The organism is Arsenicicoccus sp. oral taxon 190, from assembly GCF_001189535.1.
GTDB lineage: Bacteria > Actinomycetota > Actinomycetes > Actinomycetales > Dermatophilaceae > Arsenicicoccus.
Genome location: NZ_CP012070.1, coordinates 313,219 through 335,191, shown reverse-complemented (window position 1 = coordinate 335,191; position 21,973 = coordinate 313,219). Strand labels below are relative to the sequence as shown.

General features: G+C 75.5%; 24 protein-coding genes. 8 read left to right on the top strand and 16 right to left on the bottom strand.

Annotated features, from left to right (window positions below; genetic code table 11):
* Positions 1–29 precede the first annotated feature (29 nt).
* Entirely contained in the window at positions 30–887 is an 858-nt protein-coding gene (locus ADJ73_RS01545; protein WP_050346803.1) for an SDR family oxidoreductase, read from the top strand.
* Between the two features lie 69 nt (positions 888–956).
* On the opposite strand, the gene ADJ73_RS01540 is transcribed toward ADJ73_RS01545, so the two are convergent.
* Positions 957–1,466, bottom strand: coding sequence for a MarR family winged helix-turn-helix transcriptional regulator (locus ADJ73_RS01540; protein WP_050346802.1), 510 nt, complete (start codon positions 1,464–1,466; stop codon positions 957–959).
* Positions 1,467–1,576: 110 nt separating this feature from the next.
* On the opposite strand from ADJ73_RS01540, the gene ADJ73_RS01535 reads away from it, so the two are divergent.
* The 5 genes from ADJ73_RS01535 to ADJ73_RS01515 are packed head-to-tail and all read left to right on the top strand — an operon-like array spanning position 1,577 to position 5,490.
* Positions 1,577–3,100, top strand: coding sequence for a phytoene desaturase family protein (locus ADJ73_RS01535; RefSeq protein ID WP_050346801.1), 1,524 nt, complete (start codon positions 1,577–1,579; stop codon positions 3,098–3,100).
* A complete protein-coding gene (locus tag ADJ73_RS01530) occupies positions 3,097–3,981 on the top strand; it encodes a phytoene/squalene synthase family protein (protein WP_050346800.1) in 885 nt (294 codons plus the stop codon). Before ADJ73_RS01535 ends, ADJ73_RS01530 begins: the two co-directional genes overlap by 4 nt.
* On the top strand, positions 3,978–4,307 hold the full coding sequence (locus ADJ73_RS01525; protein ID WP_050346799.1) for a lycopene cyclase domain-containing protein: 330 nt from the start codon (positions 3,978–3,980) through the stop codon (positions 4,305–4,307). The genes ADJ73_RS01530 and ADJ73_RS01525 overlap by 4 nt, the downstream gene beginning before the upstream one ends.
* Positions 4,304–4,621, top strand: coding sequence for a lycopene cyclase domain-containing protein (locus ADJ73_RS01520; RefSeq protein ID WP_050346798.1), 318 nt, complete (start codon positions 4,304–4,306; stop codon positions 4,619–4,621). The genes ADJ73_RS01525 and ADJ73_RS01520 overlap by 4 nt, the downstream gene beginning before the upstream one ends.
* Positions 4,618–5,490, top strand: a complete 873-nt coding sequence (locus ADJ73_RS01515; protein WP_050346797.1) for a prenyltransferase — start codon at positions 4,618–4,620, stop codon at positions 5,488–5,490. Before ADJ73_RS01520 ends, ADJ73_RS01515 begins: the two co-directional genes overlap by 4 nt.
* Here the strand turns inward: ADJ73_RS01515 and ADJ73_RS01510 are convergent.
* Together ADJ73_RS01510 and idi are read right to left on the bottom strand one after the other, a co-directional pair.
* Positions 5,429–6,112, bottom strand: a complete 684-nt coding sequence (locus tag ADJ73_RS01510) for a hypothetical protein (RefSeq protein WP_156188060.1) — start codon at positions 6,110–6,112, stop codon at positions 5,429–5,431. The genes ADJ73_RS01515 and ADJ73_RS01510 overlap by 62 nt on opposite strands.
* Positions 6,109–7,488 (bottom strand): isopentenyl-diphosphate Delta-isomerase, encoded by a 1,380-nt coding sequence (gene idi, locus ADJ73_RS17400; protein ID WP_253272634.1) that lies wholly within the window; start codon positions 7,486–7,488, stop codon positions 6,109–6,111. The genes ADJ73_RS01510 and idi overlap by 4 nt, the downstream gene beginning before the upstream one ends.
* A 30-nt stretch (positions 7,489–7,518) precedes the next feature.
* Between idi and ADJ73_RS01495 the strand changes: the two genes are divergently transcribed.
* Both ADJ73_RS01495 and ADJ73_RS01490 read left to right on the top strand, forming a co-directional pair.
* The gene (locus ADJ73_RS01495) at positions 7,519–8,232 is read left to right on the top strand and encodes a CPBP family intramembrane glutamic endopeptidase (protein WP_050346795.1); all 714 of its coding nucleotides are present in this window, start codon (positions 7,519–7,521) and stop codon (positions 8,230–8,232) included.
* Complete coding sequence (locus ADJ73_RS01490; protein ID WP_082176660.1) at positions 8,233–9,738, top strand: tryptophan-rich sensory protein; 1,506 nt, start codon at positions 8,233–8,235, stop codon at positions 9,736–9,738.
* 168 nt (positions 9,739–9,906) lie between these two features.
* Here ADJ73_RS01490 and ADJ73_RS01485 read toward each other — a convergent pair whose 3' ends face one another.
* From ADJ73_RS01485 to ADJ73_RS01425, 13 genes are all read right to left on the bottom strand, one after another.
* The gene (locus tag ADJ73_RS01485; protein ID WP_050346794.1) at positions 9,907–11,262 is read right to left on the bottom strand and encodes a cryptochrome/photolyase family protein; all 1,356 of its coding nucleotides are present in this window, start codon (positions 11,260–11,262) and stop codon (positions 9,907–9,909) included.
* Positions 11,263–11,348: 86 nt separating this feature from the next.
* Positions 11,349–11,558 carry a hypothetical protein gene (locus ADJ73_RS01480; RefSeq protein WP_050346793.1) on the bottom strand — a complete coding sequence of 70 codons (210 nt, stop codon included), beginning with the start codon at positions 11,556–11,558 and terminating at the stop codon, positions 11,349–11,351.
* 32 nt (positions 11,559–11,590) lie between these two features.
* A complete protein-coding gene (locus ADJ73_RS01475; protein WP_050346792.1) occupies positions 11,591–12,070 on the bottom strand; it encodes a pyridoxamine 5'-phosphate oxidase family protein in 480 nt (159 codons plus the stop codon).
* The gene (locus ADJ73_RS01470) at positions 12,063–12,833 is read right to left on the bottom strand and encodes a hypothetical protein (protein ID WP_050346791.1); all 771 of its coding nucleotides are present in this window, start codon (positions 12,831–12,833) and stop codon (positions 12,063–12,065) included. The genes ADJ73_RS01475 and ADJ73_RS01470 overlap by 8 nt, the downstream gene beginning before the upstream one ends.
* Positions 12,830–14,368 (bottom strand): ATP-dependent DNA ligase, encoded by a 1,539-nt coding sequence (locus ADJ73_RS01465; protein WP_050346790.1) that lies wholly within the window; start codon positions 14,366–14,368, stop codon positions 12,830–12,832. Before ADJ73_RS01465 ends, ADJ73_RS01470 begins: the two co-directional genes overlap by 4 nt.
* Entirely contained in the window at positions 14,365–15,336 is a 972-nt protein-coding gene (locus ADJ73_RS01460; protein ID WP_050346789.1) for an SDR family NAD(P)-dependent oxidoreductase, read from the bottom strand. The genes ADJ73_RS01465 and ADJ73_RS01460 overlap by 4 nt, the downstream gene beginning before the upstream one ends.
* Positions 15,337–15,345: 9 nt before the next feature.
* Positions 15,346–16,146 carry a hypothetical protein gene (locus ADJ73_RS01455; protein ID WP_050346788.1) on the bottom strand — a complete coding sequence of 267 codons (801 nt, stop codon included), beginning with the start codon at positions 16,144–16,146 and terminating at the stop codon, positions 15,346–15,348.
* The gene (locus ADJ73_RS01450) at positions 16,130–17,206 is read right to left on the bottom strand and encodes a hypothetical protein (RefSeq protein WP_156188058.1); all 1,077 of its coding nucleotides are present in this window, start codon (positions 17,204–17,206) and stop codon (positions 16,130–16,132) included. Before ADJ73_RS01450 ends, ADJ73_RS01455 begins: the two co-directional genes overlap by 17 nt.
* The gene (locus ADJ73_RS01445) at positions 17,203–17,889 is read right to left on the bottom strand and encodes a methyltransferase domain-containing protein (RefSeq protein WP_156188057.1); all 687 of its coding nucleotides are present in this window, start codon (positions 17,887–17,889) and stop codon (positions 17,203–17,205) included. Before ADJ73_RS01445 ends, ADJ73_RS01450 begins: the two co-directional genes overlap by 4 nt.
* A complete protein-coding gene (locus ADJ73_RS01440; protein WP_253272633.1) occupies positions 17,886–18,707 on the bottom strand; it encodes a glycosyltransferase family 2 protein in 822 nt (273 codons plus the stop codon). The genes ADJ73_RS01445 and ADJ73_RS01440 overlap by 4 nt, the downstream gene beginning before the upstream one ends.
* Positions 18,704–19,684, bottom strand: coding sequence for a hypothetical protein (locus tag ADJ73_RS01435; protein ID WP_050346784.1), 981 nt, complete (start codon positions 19,682–19,684; stop codon positions 18,704–18,706). The genes ADJ73_RS01440 and ADJ73_RS01435 overlap by 4 nt, the downstream gene beginning before the upstream one ends.
* Positions 19,681–20,829, bottom strand: coding sequence for a glycosyltransferase family 4 protein (locus tag ADJ73_RS01430; RefSeq protein ID WP_050346783.1), 1,149 nt, complete (start codon positions 20,827–20,829; stop codon positions 19,681–19,683). The genes ADJ73_RS01435 and ADJ73_RS01430 overlap by 4 nt, the downstream gene beginning before the upstream one ends.
* On the bottom strand, positions 20,826–21,968 hold the full coding sequence (locus tag ADJ73_RS01425) for a glycosyltransferase (RefSeq protein ID WP_050346782.1): 1,143 nt from the start codon (positions 21,966–21,968) through the stop codon (positions 20,826–20,828). The genes ADJ73_RS01430 and ADJ73_RS01425 overlap by 4 nt, the downstream gene beginning before the upstream one ends.
* Between the last annotated feature and the right edge of the window lie 5 nt (positions 21,969–21,973).

Genomic DNA, 21,973 nt, shown 5'->3' with positions numbered 1-21,973 from the left:
TTGACGCGCCACCCTAGTGAGGATGCCACATGAGCACCAGCGATCTGTCGTCGATCCCACCCCAGAGTCAGGAGTGGCCGGGGAGCGAGACGGCCCTGACGCCGAGCGCCGACCACGGCGAGTCGAGCTGGACCGGGCGAGATCGCCTGCCCGGCAAGCGGATCCTCATCACGGGGGGTGACTCCGGCATCGGTCGCGCCACCGCGATCGTGTGCGCCAAGGAGGGCGCCTCCGTCGCGATCACGCACCTGCCCGAGGAGGCCGAGGACGCCCGCGGGACCAAGGCGGCCGTGGAGGCTGCCGGCGGGACCTGCCACCTCATCGCGGCCGACCTGCGCACCCAGGAGGCCAACGTCCGGGTGGCCCACGAGGCCCTGGAGGCGCTCGGCGGCCTCGACGTCCTCATCTGCAACGCCGCCTACCAGATGGCCTACGACTCGCTGGAGGCCTTCCCCGGCGAGCAGATCGAGCGGACCTTCGCGACCAACGTGTTCGGGCCGTTCTGGCTGGTCCAGGAGCTGGCCGGGGCGCTGCGCGGCGGCTCGGTCATCGTGACGACCAGCATCCAGGCATACTCCCCGTCGGAGCACCTGCTGGACTACGCCAGCACCAAGGCCGCCCTCAACAACCTCGTGGTCAACCTGGCGAGCGAGCTGGGCGAGCGCGGCATCCGCGTCAACGCGGTCGCGCCGGGCCCGATCTGGACGCCGCTGATCCCGGCCACCATGGCGGAGGAGAAGGTGGACGGCTTCGGGTCCGACACCCCGCTCGGCCGGGCGGGTCAGCCGGTCGAGGTCGCGGCGGCCTATGTCTTCCTCGCGTCCGACGAGGCCAGCTATGTCTCCGGCACGGTCCTCGGGGTGACGGGCGGCAAGCCCGTCTTCTAGAGCCCGTATGCCGCTCGACGGCCGCCGCCCGGCCACACCGGGGTCAGCGGGGTCACCGGGTCACCGGGGTCACCCCTGACCGGTGATCTCGGCCTCGGCGGCGGCCGTCGCGCTGCCCAGCCGGTCGAGCACCTCGGTGACCAGCGCCAGCTGCTCGGGCGTGTAGCCGTCCAGCACGGTGTAGAACCCCGAGTTCATCGGCTCGAAGAGCTGCCGGCTGTCCTCGAAGGTCCGCTCCGCCGGCTCCAGCCGCACCCGCCGGCCGTCGTCGCCCGCGCGGGCCCGGTGCACGTGGCCGGCGCGCTCCATCCGGTCCAGCAGGGCGCTGACCGCGGCGGGGGACAGCCCGAGGGCGCGTCCGAGGTCGCCGGCTCCCATGGGTTCACCGGTCTCGGCGGCGTGCCGCACCACGGCGACGGCGTGCAGGTCCGCGGCGTGGTGGCCCGAGCGGCGGGCCACGGCGGCGACATACGAGTTGACGCGCAGGCCCAGGCGACGCACCGCGTCGCCCACGTCCCGCGCCTGGACCGGGACGGTTTCCGGGCCGGGGCCGGACGGGTGCGGGTGCTGGTTGACCATGACTCACTTCGATGATGGAATCACTCCACCGTCGAAACAACCTCTCTGCGGCAGGGCGTGGTCTGCGAAGGCAGGCGGCCCCGATCCTACGTCTCGGAAGGTCGGACCGTATGTCGGATGACCAGACCGACGTCATCGTCGTCGGGGCCGGGCTGGCCGGGTTGGCGGCGGCGTGCCACCTGCGTGGCCGCGGGCACCAGGTGACCCTGGTCGAGCGTGACGCGGGGCCCGGCGGGCGGGCCGGACGGTCCCACCGCGACGGCTACACCTTCGACACCGGACCCACGGTCATGACCATGCCGGACCTGCTCGACGGCGCCCTGCGGGCCGTGGGGACCAGCGTGGCCGACAGGGTGCCGATGCGGGTGCTCGACCCGGCCTACCGCGCGACCTTCCACGACGGCAGCACCATCCATGTGCGCCACGGCCAGGAGGCGATGCGCGACGAGATCCGCCGCACCTGCGGCAGCGTCGACGCGGCGGCCTACGACGGCTTCGTGGCGTGGCTGCGCGAGCTCTACGCGGTGGAGATGCCGCACTTCATCGACCGCAGCTTCGACTCTGTGGCGGACATGCTGTCCCGGCCTCGCGCCCTCGCCCGCCTGATGCGCCTCGGGCCGTTGCGCCGCCTGGGGCCGCTGATCCGCGACCGGTTCCAGGACCCGCGGCTGCACCGCCTCTTCACCTTCCAGGCCATGTATGCCGGGCTGCCGCCCGAGTCGGCGCTCGCCATCTACGCGGTGATCACCTACATGGACACCGTCGAGGGGGTCTACTTCCCCGAGGGCGGCATGGGGGCGATCCCCGCGGCGATGGCCGCTGCGGCCGAGCGCGCCGGCGTGCAGGTCCGGTATCGCGCGGAGGTGGCCCGCCTGCTGCGGTCGGGCACCGACGCCCGGGGAGCCGCCGGTGGTGCGGTGACCGGGGTGGAGCTCGTGGACGGCGAGCGGATCCACGCCCCCGTCGTCGTCTGCACCCTCGACCTGCCGGTGGCCTACGAGCGGCTGCTGCCCGACCTGCGCCCGCCCCGCGCGGTGCGCCGCGGCACCTACTCGCCGTCGGCGGTCGTGTGGCACGTCGGGACGCACTCGCCCGTGCCGGAGCACGTCGCGCACCACAACATCCACTTCGGCGAGCAGTGGAACGCCGCCTTCGACGCTCTGCTGCACCGCAGGCAGCTCATGCCCGACCCCTCGCGCCTGGTCACCGTCCCGTCCGTGACCGACCCCTCGCTGGCCGCCCCGGGCGGGTCCACCCTCTACGTCCTCGAGCCGGTGCCCAACCTCGACGGCGGCCAGGACTGGGCGCGCGAGGCCGGGCCGATGCGCGAGCGGCTGCACGCCTTCCTCGAGGCGCACGGCTATCCCACCGACGTGGTGGCCGAGGAGCTGTGGACCCCCGCCGACTGGCAGCGCATCGGCAACGCCCACGGCACCCCCTTCGCGCTCGCGCACACCGTCGCCCAGACCGGCCCGCTGCGCCCGTCCAACCTCGAGAAGCGGGTCCCCGGGCTGGTCTTCGCCGGGTCGAGCACGATCCCGGGCGTCGGGGTGCCGATGGTCCTGGTCAGCGGCAAGCTCGCGGCCGACCGGGTCGACGCGCTGGCCACCGCCCGCGCGAGGGGCGTCCGATGAGCGTGCCGGGCCCCCTGGAGCTCGAGGGCTACCGGCGCTGCGCCGCGATCACCCGCCGCCACGGCACCACCTACTACTGGGGTGTCGCGCTGCTGCCGCTCGAGCGCCGCCGCCACGTCCACGCGGTCTACGCGCTGTGCCGGGCCGCCGACGACATCGTGGACGACGAGGGCGCCACGTCCCCCGAGCAGGTGGCGCAGACGACCCGCCGCCTGGAGGCCTTCCGGCATACGGTCCTGCAGGCGGTCGACGGTGCCCCGGTGGACGACCCCGTGCTCGCCGCCGTCGTCCGCACGCTGCGCAGCTGCGCGCTCGACCAGGCCGTCCTCGACCGCTTCTTCGGTGCCATGGCGGCCGACCTGACGACGACGCGCTACGAGACCTGGGAGGACCTGCTCGGCTACATGGACGGGTCCGCGGCGGTGATCGGGGAGATGATGCTGCCCGTGCTGCGACCCACGACCCCCGAGGCCCTCGGGCCGGCCCGCGCGCTCGGGCTGGCCTTCCAGCTGACCAACTTCATCCGTGACGTGGCCGAGGACCTCGACCGGGGCCGCGTCTACCTCCCGCAGGCCGACCTACGGGCCCACGGCGCCGATCCGGCGCTGCGGCGCGTGACCCCGCAGTGGCGCACCTTCCTCGCCGAGCAGATCGAGCGCAACCGCGCGTTGTATGCCGAGGCCGACCGGGGCATCCCCCTGCTCCCCGGCGCCTCGGCGCGCTGCGTGGCGACGGCCCGGCTGCTCTACTCCCAAATCCTAGACCGCATCGAGGCCGCCGACCACGACGTCTTCAGCTCGCGGATCCGGGTGCCGACCCCCGTGAAGGCGGCCACCGCGGCCCGGGCCCTGGTGCGGCTGCCCGCACCGGTGCCTGCGTGACGGGGCTCGCCTACCTCGCCGCGCTGCTGCTGTCGCTGGGCGGGGTCGCGGCCATCGACCGCCGCTGGCGGCTCTTCGTGTGGGACCGGCCGCGGGCGGCGCTCGTGGTGCTGGCGGTCGGGCTCGGCTACTTCGTGGTGTGGGACCTGGTGGGGATCGCGCTCGGGCTCTTCCACCGCGGCGAGACCCCCTGGATGACCGGGCTGCAGGTGGCCCCGGAGCTGCCCGTCGAGGAGCTGTTCTTCCTCGTGCTGCTGAGCTGGTCGACGATGTGCCTGTGGTGCGGCGGCCGGCGCTGGGCCCGGCACCGGGGGGAGACGCGATGACCTTCACCCTGGTCAACCTCGCGATGCTGGCTGTGGCCGCGCTCGGGGCGTGGCTGGCCCTGCGGGGGGTCTCCGCGGCAGGTCGCGGCCCGTGGCTGCGCCCGACGCTGCTGACGCTGGCGGGGCTCGCCGCGCTGACGGTGGTCTTCGACAACCTCATGATCGCCGCCGACCTGTTCGACTACGGCGACCAGCACCGCAGCGGCGTCCAGCTCGGGCTCGCGCCGATCGAGGACCTCGCCTACCCGCTGGGCGCCGTCATACTGCTGCCTGCCCTGTGGGTCTGGCTGCGGGACCAGGAGACTCGGCGATGACCGGCGCCGGGCGTCTCGGCCGACTGGTCGCGTCCTCGCGCCCGCTGAGCTGGGTCAACACGGCCTACCCCTTCGGCGCGGCCTACCTGCTGACCGCCGGGCGCCTGGACCTGCGGGCGATCGTCGGGATCGTCTTCTTCCTCGTGCCCTACAACTTGCTCATATATGGCGTGAACGACGTCTTTGACTACGAGTCCGACCTGCGCAACCCCCGCAAGGGCGGCGTGGAGGGCATCGTGCTGGACCGCTCGCTGCACCGCCTGACGCTGTGGGCGGCCCTGCTGCTGCCGGTGCCGTTCGTGGTGTGGCTGCTGGTGCACGGGTCGCTCCTCGCCGGGGTCGTGCTGGCGGTGTCGGTCTTCGCGGTGGTGGCCTACTCCGCGCCGGGGCTGCGGTTCAAGGAGCGGGCGTTCGTCGACTCGGCGACGTCGAGCACCCACTTCGTGTCGCCGGCGGTCTACGGCGTGGTGCTCGCGGGGGTGGCGCTGCCGTGGCAGGGGTGGGTCGCGCTGCTCGCGTACTTCCTGTGGGGGATGGCCAGCCACGCCTTCGGCGCCGTGCAGGACGTGACCGCCGACCGCGCGGCCGGGATCGGGTCGGTCGCGACGGTCATCGGGGCCCGGGCGACCGTCCGGCTCAGCTGCGGCCTGTATGCCGCCGCCGGGCTGCTGCTCGGCCTCACCGGGAGGTGGGGCGTGCTCGCCGCGCTGCTGGTGCTGCCCTACCTGTGGATGGCGTGGCCCTACCGCTCGATCAGCGACGCGGAGGCGCCGCGCGCCAACGCCGGGTGGCGCAGGTTCCTGTGGATCAACTACGTCGTCGGCTTCCTGCTGACGCAGCTGCTGATCGCGCGGTGGCTGGTGGGCTGAGTCGGCCTCTGTGAGGGCGGGCGGTCGCGACGATGGCCGCCACGAGTGCCCCGGCCCCGTCGGCGGCGAGGTCGGTGAGGGAGTCGGCATACGTGACGTGGATCGCGGGGTCCAGCCAGACGTGGCCGGCCAGCTCGCCGAGCTCCCACACCACGCCGAGAGCCAGGACCGCGACGGTCGTGGCGGCCACGCGGCGTCGGCGCTCGACGCGGGCGTGCGGGCTGCTGCGGGGTGCCGTCCGGGATCGGCGAACGCTGGTGGCGTCCTGGGCGTGCGGGGTTCCCCGATCCTGCGGCTGCGGCAGGACGCGCAGCACCAGCAGCGCCAACGCCGCCCCGGAGGCCGCGTGCGCGACCAGGTCCAGCCACCAGACGCGGGCATAGCTGCCGTCGGCGGCCCACCACGCCGAGAGCGCGAGCACGACCTGGCAGGCGAGGTCGTGCCGCCGCGGCAGGTCGACGAACCGCGCCGCCATCGCCCCGCCGAGGGCCAGGAACATCGCCGCGGCCGCGGGGGCGCCGTAGTGCACCCACACCAGGGGGACCAGGGCCGCGACGGCGAGGCGCCCCGCGTCCGGACAGCGCCAGCGCCCCTGCCGGACCAGCCAGTCGTGGCGCGTCACGGGTGTCGGGCGGCCGGCGGCAGCGTGGTGAGGTCGCCGGTCGGCCACCGACGCGGGTCGTCGGGCAGGTCGGCGAGCTGGGCGACCTGGTCGGCGCACCACGGAGAGACGGTGATCGAGCCGTCCAGGACCCCGTCGCGCAGCTCGGGCCAGGGCACCCACCAGGCGTCGTCGACCTCGGTCGGGTCGAGCGCGAGCCGTCCGTCGCCGGAGGGCACCTCGGCGACGTGGACCGGGCACAGCTCGTGCTCGACCACGCCGCGCATCTCGGCGCGGTAGGCGAACCGCGGCAGCACGACGCGCACCCCGGTGACGGCGAGCCCCAGCTCGTCGCAGGCCCGGCGGGTGACGGCGTCCGCGAGGGTTTCGTCGGGGGCGGGGTGCCCGCACACGGAGTTGGTGACCACCCCCGGGAAGGTGGCCTTGTCGCGGGCCCGGCGGGTGAGCAGCACCCGGCCGCGGTCGTCGACGACGTAGCAGGAGAAGGCCAGGTGCAAGGGGGTGCGCTCGTGGTGCACCGCTGCCTTGGGGGCGGTCCCGAGCGCCCGCCCGTCGCTCGAGAGCAGCACCACCTGCTCGGGCTGCGGCGCCGGGGGCTGCGGCGGCAGGCCCGGGCCGATGGGCAGCCCCAGCCGGTCCATCCACCGCAGGCCGGCCGAGCCTCCCGCGCCCCAGCCGCGCCGCAGCGTCCGCAGCGCCATCCGGACCCGCCGCGCCGCCTGCCCCGGGCTGTGGAACATCCGCCCCGCCACGCCGACCCGCAGCCCCGGGTCGAACCGCACCCGCGCCTGCGGGCCCAGCGCCAGGCTGAGGTCGAGGTCGTCGTGCAGCGTCGCGTCGTCGCGCGTCACGAGGTGGCGCACCCGCTCCCAGGCGCCGCGCCGCAGCGCCATGTTGGACCCCCACAGCGGTATGCCGGCCAGCGCGGCCCCCGTCGCCCCGAAGGCCCCGGCCAGGTAGACGGCCGTCGCGAGCGGCGCCGCCACCGCCGGCAGGTCGTAGAAGCGGCCCGGCCCGGTCAGGCCGTCCAGGCGCGGGTCGGCGGCGAAGCGGTCGGCGATCCGGGCGACCCAGTCGCGCGGCAGCCGGCTGTCGGCGTCGCAGCGCGCGATGACGTCCCCGGTCGCGCTGTCGTAGCCCCGGGCCGCCGCCGCCGGCACCCCCACGAGGGGCTCGGTGACGACGCGGGCGCCATACGCGCGGGCGACGTCGGCGGAGCCGTCGGAGCTGGCGTTGTCGACGACGATGACCTCCCAGGGCGCGCGGCTCTGACGGGACAGATCGTCCAGGACGTGACGCAGCAGCGGGGCGTCGTCGCGGACCGGGACGACCACGGACACGCGGGGTCCCGAGATCGCGCGGTCGGATCGTTCCATGGACGAAAGATATCCCGTTAGGGTGGCGCCATGGAGCACTGGCGCGACACGGTCGCGCGGCATCGGCGGGCCGAGCGGTTCGCGGCGGACAGCGAGCAGCCCGCGCGGCGGCAGCGGCGGCGGGTCGTCGCCGTCCTCACGGTCGTCCTCGGGGCGGCCGTGCTCGCGTGGACCCTGCGGATCGCCCCGGGGGACCCGAGGTTCTACCTGGCCACGGTGGGGCTCGCGGCCGTCTGGCTGGCCGGGGCCCTCGCCGCCGGGCGGCCGCTGCGGGCCACCGAGGAGCTGGGACGGCAGCGCGCCCCCCGGCTGGTCGTGACCGGCCTCGCGGTCGGCCTCGTGCTGCTGGTGGTCTTCCTGGCCGGGGCCGTGGTGGTGGCGCGGGTGCCCGTGCTGCGCGAACCCGTCCAGGAGCTGCTCGACCACGCCCGCTGGGGCTCGCTGCCCGCCGTCCTCGCCCTCACCGCCCTCAACGGGGTGGTGGAGGAGCTGTTCTTCCGCGGGGGGCTCTACGACGCCTTCGGGGGCCGCGGCGCGGTGCTCGGCAGCACCGCGGTCTACACCGTGGTGACCGCACTCGCCGGGATCCCGCTGCTCGCCCTCGCCGGGCTGCTGCTCGGGCTGGTCGTCGCGCTGCTGCGCCGGCTCACCCACGGGGTGCTCGCCCCGATCGTCACCCACCTGACCTGGTCGCTCGGCATGCTGCTGCTGCTCGGCCCCCTCCTCGACCTCCTGGAGCGATGAATGTCCGACCACGACAAGCCTGAGCAGTCCGACCAGCCCGATCAGCGCGATCGGCCCCGCGAGGCGCGCGAGGGCCGGCTCGGGCTGGTGACCGGAGGGACCGGGTACGTCGGCGGCGAGGTCGTCGCGGCCCTGCTCGACCAGGGCTGGCGGGTCCGCGTCCTGTCCCGCAGCGCCGGCAAGGTCCAGCGGACGTCCTGGGGCGACGCCATCACCGACGACGACGGCGCCGTGGACGCTCGTGCCGGGCAGGTCGAGGTCGTCGAGGGCGACGCCTCCGACCCGGCCGACCTGCGCCGCGCCCTCGACGGGGTGGACGTCGCCTGGTACCTCCTGCACTCCATGGGGGAGGGCACGGACTTCCAGCAGCAGGAGCGGGAGATGGCCCAGGCCTTCGCGGACGCCGCACGTGCCGCCGCGGTCTCCCGGATCGTCTACCTCGGCGGCCTGCACCCGCAGGGCGAGGAGCTGTCCGAGCACCTGGCCTCCCGCGTCGAGGTCGGCGAGATCCTCCTGGGCTCAGGGGTGCCCACCGCCGCCCTGCAGGCCGGAGTGGTCCTCGGGGACGAGTCGCAGTCCTTCGTGATGCTGCGGCACCTCGCGGAGCGGCTACCCGGCGCGATCGCCCCGCGGTGGCTGCGCAACACGATCCAACCGATCGCGGCCGACGACGTCGTCCACTACCTCGTGGCGGCCGCCGACCTGCCGGCGGACGTCAACCGGACCTTCGACGTCGCCGGTCCGGACGTCATCAGCTACGCGGACATGATGAAGCGGTACGCCGCGGTCATGGGGCTCGGCCCACGCCCGGTCGTCACCGCCCCGGTGACCACGCCCCGCCTGGCCGCCCGCTGGATCGGTCTGGTCACGCCCGTGCCCTATGCCCTCGCGCAGCCCCTCATCGGGTCCCTCCTGCACGACACCGTCGCCTCCGAGTGCGACCTCGCCGACCTGGTGGGCGAACCCCAAGGCGGCGCAACGGGTTTCGAGGCGGCGGTGCGTCGAGCCGCCCAGGGCCAGGACACCCGGCGGTGGCGGCATACGGTCTCTGCCACCGGGTTGGCTGTGCTCGCCACGGCAGCCGTCGGCTCGCTGGTGACCGACCCCTCGAGCCGGTGGTACCGCCGGCTGTCCAAGCCCTCCTGGCAGCCCCCCTCGTGGGCCTTCCCCGTGGCCTGGACGGCGCTGTATGCCGACATCGCGCTGGTCTCGGCCCTGACCATCGCCGACCTCGCGGAGACGGACCGCGAGGAGGAGGCGCGCGCCTACGCCCGGGCGCTCGGGCTCAACCTCATGCTCAACGCCGGCTGGAGCGCGGTGTTCTTCGGCGCGAAGCAGCTGCGGCCGGCCGCCGTCGAGGCGGTGGTGCTCGCGGCCAGCTCCGCCGACCTGGTGCGCCGCGCGGCCGGGGTCAGCCCCGAGAAGGGGGTGGCGCTGGCGCCCTACGCCCTCTGGACCGCCTTCGCCGCCGCCCTGACCGCGGAGCTGGCCCGCCGCAACGCCTAGCGGCCGCTGGGCTGGTCGCGCGCGCCGGCGTCGGCGCCGGGCGGGCGGTCGGTCGCGCCCGCCGGCCGCACCAGCCGGCGTCGACTCGCATGCACAACGGGACGAACCCGCAGGGCGCCCCGGCGATCCGGGCCGTTGTGCATGCGAGTTCTCGGCCTCGGGCCGGGGCTAGCGACCCCGGGTCTCCTCGTAGCGCCGCAGCGCCTCGCGCCGCTCCTCGGCGTGGTCCACGACCCGCTCGGGATAGCCGTGCGCGAGGCCCCCCGCGACCTTCCACGGCTCGTGCACGGCCCGGCCCGCGACGTGGGCCAGCTCGGGGACGTAGCGGCGGACGTAGTCACCCTGCGGGTCCCACCGCTTGCCCTGCTCGACGGGGTTGAACACCCGGAAGTAGGGCGCGGCGTCGGTCCCCGTGCCCGCGGCCCACTGCCAGCCGTGGTTGTTGGAGGCCAGGTCGCCGTCCACCAGCAGGTCGAGGAAGTGGCGCGCGCCATACGGCCACCAGATGTGCAGGTCCTTGACCAGGAAGGACGCGGTGACCATGCGAAGTCGGTTGTGCATCCAGCCTTCTCGGGCGAGCTGGCGCATGCCGGCGTCCACCATCGGATAGCCGGTCCGGCCCTCGCGCCACGCGTCCAGGAGCCCGGCGGCGTCCTCGTCGGTGGCCGGGTCGGCATAGGGCATCGTCGACAGCTCGCGCCTCAGGTCGCCCCAGGCCGAGTCGGGGCGGTGCCACAGCACGTCGGCGTAGAACTCCCGCCAGCACAGCTCGTTGACATAGCGCTGCGCCGAGTCGCCTTGTGCCGCAGGGTGTCTCGCGAGGCCGTGCAGCAGTGTCCGCGGGTGGATGGTGCCGTGCTTGAGGTGCATCGACATCCGGGAGGTCCCGTCGAGGTCGGGGCGGTCACGGTCCTCGGCATAGGTCTCGAGCGGGCCGTCGAGGAAGTCCTCCCAGGCCTCGCGGGCCGCGTCCTCCCCGACCGGGTGCCGGGGCTCGACGTCGGGGAGGGGTTCGGAGTCGACGCCGCGGTGCCAGCGCAGCCGGGTCGGGACGGGCGGCGGGGCGGGCCAGCCGTGGTCGCGCCAGGCCCGCGAGAACGGCGTGAACACCTTGTACGGCGTCCCGGACCCGGTGGTGAGGGTGCCGGGGCCGACGGCATACGGGCAGCCTGTCGCCACGAGGTCGACGCCCTGGTCGTCGAGGAGGGCTCGGACGCGCTCGTCCCGGCGGCGGCCGTAGGGCGTGGACTCCTGGGAGACATGGACGCTCGTCGCGCGGGTCTCGGTGGCGACGGCGGGGAGCACGTCCTCGGGGCGGCCGTGGCGGACCACGAGCGCCCCGTCGGTGGCCTCGTGCAGGGCGCGCACCGCGCCGAGGTAGGCGTCGCGGCGGGGCCCGCCGGCGCGGTCGAGGGCGGGGTCCACGACGACCAGCGGCAGCACCGGGCCGCCGTCGGCAGCGGTGATCAGGGCGGGGTGGTCGTGCAGCCGCAGGTCGCGGCGCAGCCACAGGACGGTGGTCATCGGGCTCCTCTGGTGGACCTCCCCGAGGTGGTCACATCCGCCTGGGTGCTGACCCGGGCGGATGTGACCACCTGAGGGAGGTCAGGTCACTCGGCCTTGCCGTCCTCGTGGATCTGCTTCGCCAGACGCTCGACGTCGTCCTCGCTCTTGTCGACCCCGGCCTCCTCGAAGCCCTCCCGCAGCTCCTGCGCCACGGTCTCCTGCTCGGCGCCCTCCTGCCAGGACTCGACGCGCTCGACGACGCGGTCCTCGGCCTCGGCCTTGGCCGCTTGCACCTCGTTGTGGTTGTCGCTCATGGTGATCTCCTGTCGGTTGTGGTGCGTAGGGGTCAGAGGTCCACGGTCTCGTTGTCGCCCTCGACGCGCTTGCCGGTGACGGTCGCCTTCACGAGGTTGGCGAGCTGCACGACCTTGCTCCCGCCCGGCGCGTCCCAGTACTCCGCGGACTCGCCGGTCACCTCGATGAGGATGTTCTCCGGGTTGTCCGGGCCGCCCTCCATCCACGCGTCGGTGAAGGTGCTCCACAGCTCCTCGAGCTTGGCCCGGTCGTCGACCACGCGGGCGGTGCCGGACAGCGACACCCACGAGCCGTTGCCGGCGTAGGCGAGGTTGACCTGCGGGCTGGCCTGCAGGTCGCGGACCTTCTCCGTGCTGCGCTCGGCGATGAACCACACCGTGCCGTCGAAGTCGACGTCCTGCGTCGCCATCGGCCGGGACACGAGGCGCCCGGTCGCGTCGGTCTGGGTCAGCATGGCCACGCGGGTGCTCTTGATGATCTCGGCGACCTTCTCGCGCTGCTCGTCAGTCATGGGGATCTCCTTCGTGTGGTTGGGGATTGGTCAGGTGTCGGGCGACCTGGTAGGCGGGGCGCCGCAGCACCCGCACCCAGGCCGGTGGGCGCAGCCCCGCGAGGGGCCGCTCGACGGGCGTGAACCGCAGCCCCTGGTCCGCGCCCCAGGCGTGGTCCAGCTGCAGCCGCGCCGCGGGGTGCCACCGGCCGGCGGCGCCGGCCCAGGACAGCTCGTATGCCGCCCGGCCCGCCGGGTCGAGCCGCAGCCACCGGGCGCCGCGGCTGCTGTCCTGGGGGAGCAGGGTCGTCAGCGGCCCGCCCTGCTCGCTGCGGTGCAGGGTCAGCAGCCACCGCGTCACGGGGCCGGTGCCGGTGGAGGCGAAGAGCAGGTCGGCGTCGCCCCCGTCGGCGCCGGCGCCCTCGACGCGGACGGCGACGCCCATGACGTCGGGGCCGTGGTGGGCCAGCGACATCGCTCGGGAGGCGCGGACCGTGCACCGGTGCGCGCCGAGCTGGTCGAGCAGCGGGATCCCGGACGGCTCGTCGGGGCCGCCGCCGGTGGTGGGCGTGCCGGCGGTGACCGTGCCGATGATGAGCGTGCCGGTGGCGACGCGGCCGTAGGCGTGCAGCGGCTTGTCCCGCCGGACCACGGCCACCGCCCCGAGGGCGCCGGCCAGGGCTGCTCCTCCGGCGGCCGACCCGGCGAGCCGGGCGGCAGCGAACCCGGCCGAGACCGCCGAGACCGCTCCGCGGGTCGGGTCGTCCCGCAGGCCGCGGCTCATGACGGCGCCCCGACGTGCAGGGCGCGCACGGCGTCCACCGTGTCCGCCTCGGCCGCCGTCTTGTCGTCCCGGTAGCGCACGACCCGGGCGAACCGCAGCGCCATGCCGGCGGGGTAGCGCGGCGAGGTCTGGATGCCGTCGACGGCGATCTCGACGACCTGCTCGGGGCGGACGTGCACCACGTGGCCCTCGCGGGAGGTCTCCAGGGCCAGGAACCGCTCGGTCTGCCACGCGAGCATCTCGTCGGTCATGCCCTTGAAGGTCTTGCCGAGCATGACGAGCTCGCCGGTCTCGGGGTCGCGGGCGCCGAGGTGGATGTTGGACAGCAGGCCGGAGCGTCGTCCGCTGCCCCACTCCACGGCGAGCACGACGAGGTCGAAGGTGTGCCGCGGCTTGACCTTGATCCAGCCGCTGCCGCGGCGGCCGGCGGCATACCGGGTCTCGGGGTCCTTGACCACGACGCCCTCGTGACCGGCGGCGACGAGCTCGGTGAAGAAGGCCGTGGCCTCGTCCGCCGCGGCGGTGGTGACGGCGGGGACGAGGTGGCCCGGCGCGACCCGGCGCAGCACCGCGTCGCGCTCCTGCTGCGGCCGGTCGACGAGGTCCTCGCCGTCGAGGTGCAGCACGTCGAAGAGGAAGGTGGTGAGCGGGGTGCGTGCCTGCAGCCGCTCGACGTCGGCGGAGGACGCGGTGCGTGCCCCCGTGACCTGGAAGGGGTGCGGCCGGCCGTCCTCGCGCAGCGCGATCGCCTCGCCGTCGAGGACCACGGAGCGCACGTCGAGCGAGCGGGCGACGGCCACCACCTCGGGGACCCGCGCCGTGATGTCCTCCAGGCTGCGGGTGTGGACGCTGACCACGTCGCCGTCGCGGTGGACCTGGATGCGGATGCCGTCGAGCTTGCACTGCACGATCCGCTCGCCGCCGGTCTCGTCGAAGGCCTCGGCGACGCTCGGCGCGGCGCCCGCGAGCATCGGCCGCACCGGCCGCCCCACCTCGAGCCCGATGGCCTCCACGGCGTCGGCCCCGCCGGTGGCCGCGGCGAGCGCGACGGGTCCGAGGTAGCCGGCCATCATCGCGCCGCGCCGGACCGTCGCCTCCGGCAGGTCGTATGCCGCCGCCACGGCCGCCACCAGCACCCCGTCCTGGGCGCCGTGCCGGAGCTCCCCGACGAGCAACGCCCTCAGGAACTCCTGCTCCGGGGCGGTCGCCGTCGTCAGCAGGCGGTGCAGCGCCTCGGTGCGGGCCGCGGCGGAGCCGGGACCGGACAGGGTCGCGAGGGCGGTGACCGCGTCGTCCACGTCGCGCACGCTCAGGGTGCTCGCGGCGGCCGGCGGGGGTGGCTGCGCGATGGCGCGGTAGCCGACGCCGACGCGGCCCTGCGGCAGCACCCCGGCCAGGTGGGAGGCGACGACGCCGACCTCCTGCGGCTCGGCGCGGCGGAGCAGCTCGGCGATGGCGCCGGTCTTGGCCGTGCGCGACCGGGTGGCCGCGACCGCGGCGCTCGTGGCGACCAGGTCGGCGTAGGCGAGGGTCATGCCCGGTGGTGCTCGTTGTTGCGGCGGGCCGCGCGGTTGCCGAGGACGGTGAGCGCCTCGACGACCGGGTTGCCGAGCCGCTCCCGGGCCTCGTGGCCGGTGATGGTCTGCCCGTCGCCCGTGCCGGACGGCAGCACCCGGGCCATCAGGCCGAGCAGGCGCGTGGTGGTCGCGGGGGCGAGCCCGGCCACCCGGGCGCCGACCTTGCTGAGCGGGGACAGCAGCGCGACCGGGTCGCCGGCGAGGGTCGCCTCGACCATCTGGTGGGCGGCGCGGTCGGCGCTCATGGACACCAGCGGCAGCGAGGCGCCGGGGGCGAACCAGGCGTACTCCTTGGCCTGGTCCCCGATGAACTGCGCCTGCAGGTGGGACCCGGTGCGCATGAGCCCGGGCACAATCGTGGTGGCGGTGACGCCGGTGCCGGCCAGCTCGGCGGCCAGGCCCTCGGTGAACCCGACGGCCCCGAACTTCGCGGTGCTGTAGGGCAGCAGGTGGGGGACGCTGATCTTGCCGCCGATGGAGGTGACGACGCCGATCCGGCCCCGGCGCCGCTCACGCATCACCGGCAGCACGGCGAGGGCGAGGTTGACCGGTCCCCACAGCATGATGTCGATGGCCTGCTCGAAGTGCTCCCGCCGGGTGGCGGCCAGCGGCCCCACCTGGATGACGCCGGCGACGTGGATGGCGACGGTGATGGGTCCGACCTCGCGCTCCACCTCCTCGATGACGGCCTCGAGACGGGCGTGGTCGGTGACGTCGGCGGTGCGGCTGTGGGCGTCGATGCCCTCGCCGCGCAGCTGGTTGCGCGCCGCGTCCAGCTCCTCCGGGTTGCGGGCCAGCAGGACCACGCGGAACCCGCGCTCACCGAGGTCGCGGGCCACGAGCAGCCCCAGCCCGCGGGAGGCGCCGGCCACGACGGCGACCGGGGTGCGGCCCTGGATGGCGGTGGTCTGGTCGTCGTTGCTCATACCGAGTGCCTACCCTTCCACGGCCGAAACAATCCGTGTCGGGGGCGCGACGATCGTCGCGGCGTCCGGACCCACCGTCTCGGCGTCGTTGAGGTCCGCGAGCAGCCGCCCCAGCCCGAGCGCCGCCCGCCCGGGCATGCGCCCCGCGGTCCGCACGGTGCTCGACCGGGTGCTGGTCGTCCGCAGCCCAGCCGCTGCGAGGCGCTGCAGCAGGCCGGTCTCCTCCCCGTGGGGGACCGCCGGGAAGCCGCCGACCGCCAGGTAGGCGTCGAGGCGGACGGCGAGGTTGGCGGCATACGCGTGGGTGTGCGTGTCGGGCCCGGTCATCCCGGCCGCGAGGATCTGGTCGTATGCCGCCCTGGCGCCCGGCGTGGCCGCCCAGTCGACGAGCTTGACGAGGCCCGCGACGGCGACGGCGTGGCGCCGGGCCGCCACGGCGAGCAGGTCGGCGATCCACGTCGGCGGGACCACCGAGTCGGCGTCGGTGCTGAGCAGCCAGCAGCGGCGCGGGTCGGGGATGCGCGCGGCGCCGGTGCGGACGCCGTGGTCGCGGACCTCGCCGACGGTCTCGGAGTCGTGGTCGACGAGCACGCTGCGCTGCACCTGCGGGGGGCACGGGTGCCGCCGCGCGGCCAGGTCGGTGCCGTCGGTGCACCGGTGGGCCACGACCACCACGTGCACCGACCGCACGAGGCCACGGCGCAGCGCCTGGACCGCGGCCGCGCCGACCGCGGTGAGGGCAGCGCCGACCTGATCCGCCTCGTCGTGGGCCGGCACCACCACGAGGGCGTGGTCAGCGGGGGAGTGCACCGAGGTAGCCCTCGTCGGCGTCGCGGTTCTGCTGGGCCAGGTAGAGGTCGGCGTCGAGGATCGCCTGAGCCAGCTCGGGGTCGTAGGCGAGGCCCGCGGGCCCGGCGAGGGCATGGCACTCCGCGAGGACCCGGCGGGCGCAGCCGGCCACACCGGACCGCACCTCCGTGGACAGCTCCTGCCCGCGACCGCCGGCCCCACGCGCGGGGTCATGCGCGGGGTCATGGGCGGGATCGTCCTCACCGGCGGCCAGGACCTCGGCGGCCGTGGCGAGCAGCGCTGCAGCGCAGGCCAGCTCGGTGCGCACCCGCCCCCACCGCAGCGCGCGGGCCGGCGCCGGCGGGGCGGCTGCGGTGGCGCGGGCGGTGAGGTCGGCGACGCGGGCCGCGCACCCGGCCCAGACGGCCGCGACCCCGACCCCGCCGGGGAAGAACCCGGGGCGCCCGAGGTAGAAGCCCTCCGGCCCCACCTGGGCGGTGCGGGCCGCCTGCACGTCGCGGACATCGACGGTCAGCGAGCGCGAGGCCACCATCGCCGGGGTGTGCCAGCTGTCCGCCGCGCCCTGCCAGCCGGACACGTCCAGGTCCAGCAGCACGGAGCGGTCGGCGTCCAGCCACACCGGCAGCAGGGCCCGGTCGACCATCCCGACGCCGGAGGCGAAGCGCAGCGTCCCCGAGAGCAGCCACCCGTCGTCGGTGGGTGTGGCCTGCACCCCGGTGGCGTGCGACCGGGACGCCCAGACCGCGTAGACGGCTCCGGCCGCCGGCGGCACGTCGGCCTGCCGCAGGATCCGCAGCGCGTCGACGTGTCCCTCGGTGAGCCGGCCCAGCGGCACGTCGGTGCGCCCCAGCGCGACCAACGACCGCAGCAGCTCCGGCCAGCCCAGGTCGGCCCAGGCCCGGGACGCCGCCAGCTCGCGCAGCGCCGCGGCACGGCGCTGGTCCTGCTGGTCGGCGCCGACACCCTCCGCACCCAGGTCGGGCAGCTCGAGCAGCGGCTCCGGCAGCGGCACCAGCGTGGTCAGGGTGGCCGGGGTGGCTGACGGGGTGGGCATCGTCATCGGGTGGGCTCCGGGTGGGGAATCGGGTCGGGGACGGGGTGAGAAGTCGCGTCGGGGTCCGGGTCAGGAGTCGGCTCGGGTGTGCGGCCCCGGGTCCAGTGGCTCGACACGAAGTCGAGGTCCTCGTGGTGCACCTCGCGGCGCAGACCGGCCGCCGTCAGCCGCCGGTGCAGCTCCTCCGTGACGGCCTCCCCGGACAGGTGGGCGTCGTGCGGGTGGTGGCTCCAGTGGACGGTCGCGACCTCCCCGTCGGCGGCGAGTCGGGTGAGGACCATCTGCGTGGCGGCCCGGCGGTCCGCCGCGTCGAGGTAGTAGAGCACCTCGGACAGGACCACGAGGTCCAGCTCGGCGGGAAAGCCGGGGCGGGTCGTGGGGTCCCCGGGCAGCGCCAGCTGAGCGACCTGCACGGTCGTGGCCCGGCACAGCTCCTCGGTCAGGTGCACCGCGCGCGGCGCGGCGTCGGTGGCGAGCACCCGGTCGCAGCGCCACGAGAGCCGCAGCGCCAGGTCCCCGGTGCCGCAGGCGGGGTCCCAGGCGGTGGCGTAGCGCTCCCGCGTGAGCCCGGCGAGGACGACCTGCAGCTTGCGGCGCTCGTACCACCGGGTTCGCACCCCGAAGGGGTCAGGGTTGCGCTCGTAGAGGGCCTCGAAGTCGGTCCGGGTCGGTGCCTGCTCGGCCGTCATGGCTGCCTCCGGGGTCCGCGCACCCACGCGGTGCCGTCGTGGTGGGCCAGCCCGAGGCGGTCGAACTCCTCCAGCCAGCCCTCCATGGGCCAGCTGTCCCACCGGGCGTGGTAGGTCGCTGCGTTGCGCAGGATGTCGTCGAGGTGCTCGACGGGTGGGCTGGAGACGCGGTGGTGCTGGTGGTAGGCGTGGGCGCCACCGACCCAGACCACGTCCACCCCCTCGCGCCGGGCGACCATCCCGAGGTCGGTGTCCTCCGCGCCGTAGCCGTCGTAGTCCGCGCAGAAGCCCCCCAGCCGCTGCCACGTCGCGGGTGTGCACGCGAAGGACAACGACCAGAAGAGCCGGTGGTCGCCGCCTCGCAGGAGCGTCCCGTCGGCCGGGGCGGGCCGCGCGGGGTGCGGCCGGGTCCACGCGGCAAGCTCCCCGGGGGGCGGCGACCCCGCCTCGGGCGGCAGGTAGGTCACGGGGCCGCACAGCAGCGACGCGCTCCCGCCCGGCGACTCGGCAGCCGCGGCGTAGCGCTCGAGCAGCTGCGGGCCGGGCAGGCAGTCGACGTCGAGCAGCACCAGCAGCTCGGCGCCGCCGGCCAGCGCGGCCGCCGCCCCGACGTTGCGCGCCTCGCCGAGGGGCAGCCGACCGTCGACCACGGGCACCTCGACGACCTCGGTCCCCGGGTCGTCGTCGAGCAGGCGGGGGATCTCGGGGTCGCCCATGGCCACGACCACGTGGTGCGGCGGCTCGGGGAGGGCCCGCAGGTGTTCGCGCTGGGCCAGCAGGTGGCGGTGGCGACCGGCGGCGATGGTCACGACGGTCACGCGCACGTCGCCTCCACCGCTCGTGCCGCCCGCGCGGCCGCGCCCTCGACCTGCCAACGCTCCCACCGCGGCTCGCGATCCATGGCCTCGGCCAGGGTGGCCTCCCAGTCCTGCGGCCAGGAGTCCCGCACCACGGCCAGGCCCGCCCGGTCCAGCACCCCCGCCGTCGCCCGCTGCTCGTCGAACGGACGATCCTCCGGTATGACGATCGCCCGGCAGCCCGCCGCCGCGACGTCCGCCACGGAGTTCTGCCCCGCCGCCACGACGGCGACGTCGCAGGCGTGCAGCAGCGGCCACAGGTCGTCGTGCCACCGGCCGAGCGGCCCGGCCACGGTCCAGGTCCAGCCCGGGGTGGCCGCGCGCGCGGCGTCGAGGTCGGCGCGGGTCAGGCCGCTGCCGCCGGCGCCGCCGACGAGCAGGACCTGGCGCGCCGCCCCGGCGCGGGCCGTGGTGACCTCGTCGGGCCCGGGCAGGGGGCGGCCGGCATACCGGGAGATGCCCCCGACCCAGGTGACGGACCCGGCGCGGCGTTGCAGGTAGCCGGGCTGGTAGAGGTCGCCCGGCCACGGCGCGACGATGTGCGAGGCCAGGTCGTGGCCCAGCTCGTGGGGCGCGTCGTCCCGCTCGCCGGGCATGGCCGACACCACGACGGGGACGCCGAGCGTCCGCAGCAGCACGGTGACCTCGACGGACACGTCGACGACCACGAGGCGGGGACGGGTCTCCCGCACCCAGGCCACGATGCGGGCGAGGCGCTCGCGGTGGCCCGGGCTGTCGGTGGGGGCGAAGTGCAGCCGGCCGTGCGCGGTCGCGCCGGCGCGACCCTCGAGGTCGTCGCGCGGCAGCTCGACCCAGGGCGCCCAGGGCTCCGGCGGCAGGCTGGACAGCACGGTCACGTCCTCGCGCAGCTCCGCCGCGACGGCCCGCGCCCGGTGCAGGTGCCCGCGACCGTGGTGGTGGACGTACCACCCGATCATCGGCCGAACCTCACCTCTCGCACGACCCGGGGGGTGTCGCGGTGCTCGTCCCAGTGCCCCGCGAGCAGGTCCTGGTAGAGCCCGACGTAGCGTCGCACCATCCGCTCGACCGACAGCTCGGTCTCGGCGTGGCGCCGGACGGCCGCGCGGTCCAGGCGCACCACCCGGGGCAGCTCGGCGGCGAGGGCGGCCACGTCGTCGGCGGGCACGAGAGCGCCGAGCTCGGGCCGGTCGACCACCTCGGGGATCCCGCCGCGGCTGAAGGCCGCCACCGGGGTGCCGCACGCCAGCGCCTCGGCCACCACCAGCCCGAAGGGCTCGTCCCACCGTGGCGTGACCAGCACCGCCGCGGACCGGCCCACGAGCTCGGCCAGCCCGGCGTGCGGCAGGTGACCGACGTACTCCACGTCCGGGCCCAGCCGGGGCGCGATCTCCCGGGCGAAGTAGCCGCTGTCGCTGAGCGGCCCGGCCACCCGCAGCCGCATGCCGGCCGCGCGGGCCGCGTCGATCGCCAGGTGCGGGCCCTTCTCCGGCACGATCCGGCCCGACCACATCAACCAGTCACCGCCGGGGCCGAGCGGCCATTCGGTGAGGTCGACGCCGTTGTGGACCACGCGGGGGCGGTGGTGCAGCACCTGCCAGGCGTCGGCGGTGAAGCCGCTCACCGCCGCGAACCTGCTGGCCGCGCTCCCGTCCCCCGCGGTCACCTCCACGGCCGACTCCAGCCACGGCGTCGGCGGGGTGTGCAGCGTCGTCAGCATGGGGACCGGGACGGTCGCGGCCATCGCCACGGGCAGGTGGTGCAGCGCGTGGTTGTGGACCACGTCCACCTCGGTCGCCAGCTCGCGGGAGAGGGCCACCAGGACCCGCAGGTAGGCGTGGTGGGCGCTCATGAACGCCCGCGGTGGCATGGACACGTCCGCGGCCGCGGCGGCGGTCGGGGTCCAGGGCGCGCGGGGGAAGGCGTGCTGCGGGTCGACGCCGTCGGAGCCCTCGGGGGCGAAGAGCCGCACCTCGTGACCCAGCTGGCGCAGCCCGCGGGCCAGGTGCCAGACGTGCGCCTCCAGGCCCCCGGCGAAGGGCTCACGGATCGGGTGCCGGTGCGGCGCGAGCAGCGCGACCCGCAGTGGTTGCCGCCGGCTCATCCGGCTGCCACCGCGTTCGGCCCCCCGGCCAGGACCCGGCCGTATGCCGCCTCGTGGGCCGCCCGCACGTGGGCGCCGGTGGCCGCGCGGGCCGCGACCCGATGGCGCGCGTCGCCCCACGGGCAGCCGTGGGCGCGGGCCTCGAGCAGCGAGGCGAGGGCGCTGCTCACGCCGCGGTGGCGGAGCGTGGCGTGGAAGCCCGGCTCCACGTGCTGCTCGGCGTAGCAGCCGACGGCCGGGACGAGGACGGACGTGCCGAGGTCCCAGCACATCTCGAGCCACCCGGAGTGGGTGCCGTGCTGGTAGGGGAGGACTGCGACGTCCAGGGCGGCGACCCAGGCGTGCAGCTCGGGGTCGGACATGCGGCGGACGTGCCGCAGCCGCGCGTGCTCCTGCCCGGCGAGCTCGTCCTCGACGGCCCGCACCACGGCCTGCCGACGGTCGTCGCCGCGCAGCACCTCGTCGTTGACGACGACCTCGAGCACCGCTCCGGCCCGCTCGGTGGCGCGCACCAGGTCGGGGACCCAGGGCGCCGGATCGACGTTGGCGCGCACCGCGCCGAGGTGCATGCCGACCCGCGGTTGCATCCCGCTCGGCCCGCGCTGCGTCGCGAGGATCGTGCCGTCGTCCACGACCTGCGGGTGGGGCACCACCTGGGCGCGCACGCCCCACCGCTCCCGCAGCTGCTGGGCGGCGGCGGGGGTGAGGGTCAGCACGTGGGAGGCCGCGGGCACCAGGACGTCCAGGGCGGCGAGGTGGGGGGTCTGGTCGCGCAGGTGCGGGTTGGCCAGGTCGTGCGCGGTCAGCACCAGGGGCAGGTCGTGGTCACCCAGCACCGCGAGCCACTCCTGCAGCTGCCCGGTGGTGCGGCCCTCGAAGCCGAAGTGCAGGTGCACGACGTCGATGTCGGAGGCGTGCTCGGCGATCCAGCCCGGCTCGAGCATGCGCGGGGGCCACCAGACCCCCTCGGCGGGCCACCGCCCCGCGGGCAGCGGGTCCGGCAGCCGGGCCGCCCCGCCGGCTCCGGCGGGCTCGCGGGTGGGGCCGACGGGCAGCTGGGGGTAGTCCGCCGCAGCAACGCGAGGCAGCACCTGGGCGACATACGGATGCGTCCCCGGGATGCTGGCGACGCGAATCATGGGTC

Excerpts from the sequence above, each read along its gene's own strand:
- ADJ73_RS01465 (WP_050346790.1), bottom strand. The coding sequence starts at position 14,368 with ATGACCCTCGCCTACGCCGACCTGGTCGCCACGAGCGCCGCGGTCGCG.
- ADJ73_RS01450 (WP_156188058.1), bottom strand. The coding sequence starts at position 17,206 with ATGACGATGCCCACCCCGTCAGCCACCCCGGCCACCCTGACCACGCTG.
- ADJ73_RS01530 (WP_050346800.1), top strand. The coding sequence starts at position 3,097 with ATGAGCGTGCCGGGCCCCCTGGAGCTCGAGGGCTACCGGCGCTGCGCC.
- ADJ73_RS01480 (WP_050346793.1), bottom strand. The coding sequence starts at position 11,558 with ATGAGCGACAACCACAACGAGGTGCAAGCGGCCAAGGCCGAGGCCGAG.
- ADJ73_RS01520 (WP_050346798.1), top strand. The coding sequence starts at position 4,304 with ATGACCTTCACCCTGGTCAACCTCGCGATGCTGGCTGTGGCCGCGCTC.
- ADJ73_RS01475 (WP_050346792.1), bottom strand. The coding sequence starts at position 12,070 with ATGACTGACGAGCAGCGCGAGAAGGTCGCCGAGATCATCAAGAGCACC.
- ADJ73_RS01425 (WP_050346782.1), bottom strand. The coding sequence starts at position 21,968 with ATGATTCGCGTCGCCAGCATCCCGGGGACGCATCCGTATGTCGCCCAG.
- ADJ73_RS01490 (WP_082176660.1), top strand. The coding sequence starts at position 8,233 with ATGTCCGACCACGACAAGCCTGAGCAGTCCGACCAGCCCGATCAGCGC.
- idi (WP_253272634.1), bottom strand. The coding sequence starts at position 7,488 with ATGGAACGATCCGACCGCGCGATCTCGGGACCCCGCGTGTCCGTGGTC.
- ADJ73_RS01495 (WP_050346795.1), top strand. The coding sequence starts at position 7,519 with ATGGAGCACTGGCGCGACACGGTCGCGCGGCATCGGCGGGCCGAGCGG.
- ADJ73_RS01430 (WP_050346783.1), bottom strand. The coding sequence starts at position 20,829 with ATGAGCCGGCGGCAACCACTGCGGGTCGCGCTGCTCGCGCCGCACCGG.
- ADJ73_RS01445 (WP_156188057.1), bottom strand. The coding sequence starts at position 17,889 with ATGACGGCCGAGCAGGCACCGACCCGGACCGACTTCGAGGCCCTCTAC.
- ADJ73_RS01540 (WP_050346802.1), bottom strand. The coding sequence starts at position 1,466 with ATGGTCAACCAGCACCCGCACCCGTCCGGCCCCGGCCCGGAAACCGTC.
- ADJ73_RS01545 (WP_050346803.1), top strand. The coding sequence starts at position 30 with ATGAGCACCAGCGATCTGTCGTCGATCCCACCCCAGAGTCAGGAGTGG.
- ADJ73_RS01470 (WP_050346791.1), bottom strand. The coding sequence starts at position 12,833 with ATGAGCCGCGGCCTGCGGGACGACCCGACCCGCGGAGCGGTCTCGGCG.
- ADJ73_RS01515 (WP_050346797.1), top strand. The coding sequence starts at position 4,618 with ATGACCGGCGCCGGGCGTCTCGGCCGACTGGTCGCGTCCTCGCGCCCG.
- ADJ73_RS01535 (WP_050346801.1), top strand. The coding sequence starts at position 1,577 with ATGTCGGATGACCAGACCGACGTCATCGTCGTCGGGGCCGGGCTGGCC.
- ADJ73_RS01485 (WP_050346794.1), bottom strand. The coding sequence starts at position 11,262 with ATGACCACCGTCCTGTGGCTGCGCCGCGACCTGCGGCTGCACGACCAC.
- ADJ73_RS01435 (WP_050346784.1), bottom strand. The coding sequence starts at position 19,684 with ATGATCGGGTGGTACGTCCACCACCACGGTCGCGGGCACCTGCACCGG.
- ADJ73_RS01460 (WP_050346789.1), bottom strand. The coding sequence starts at position 15,336 with ATGAGCAACGACGACCAGACCACCGCCATCCAGGGCCGCACCCCGGTC.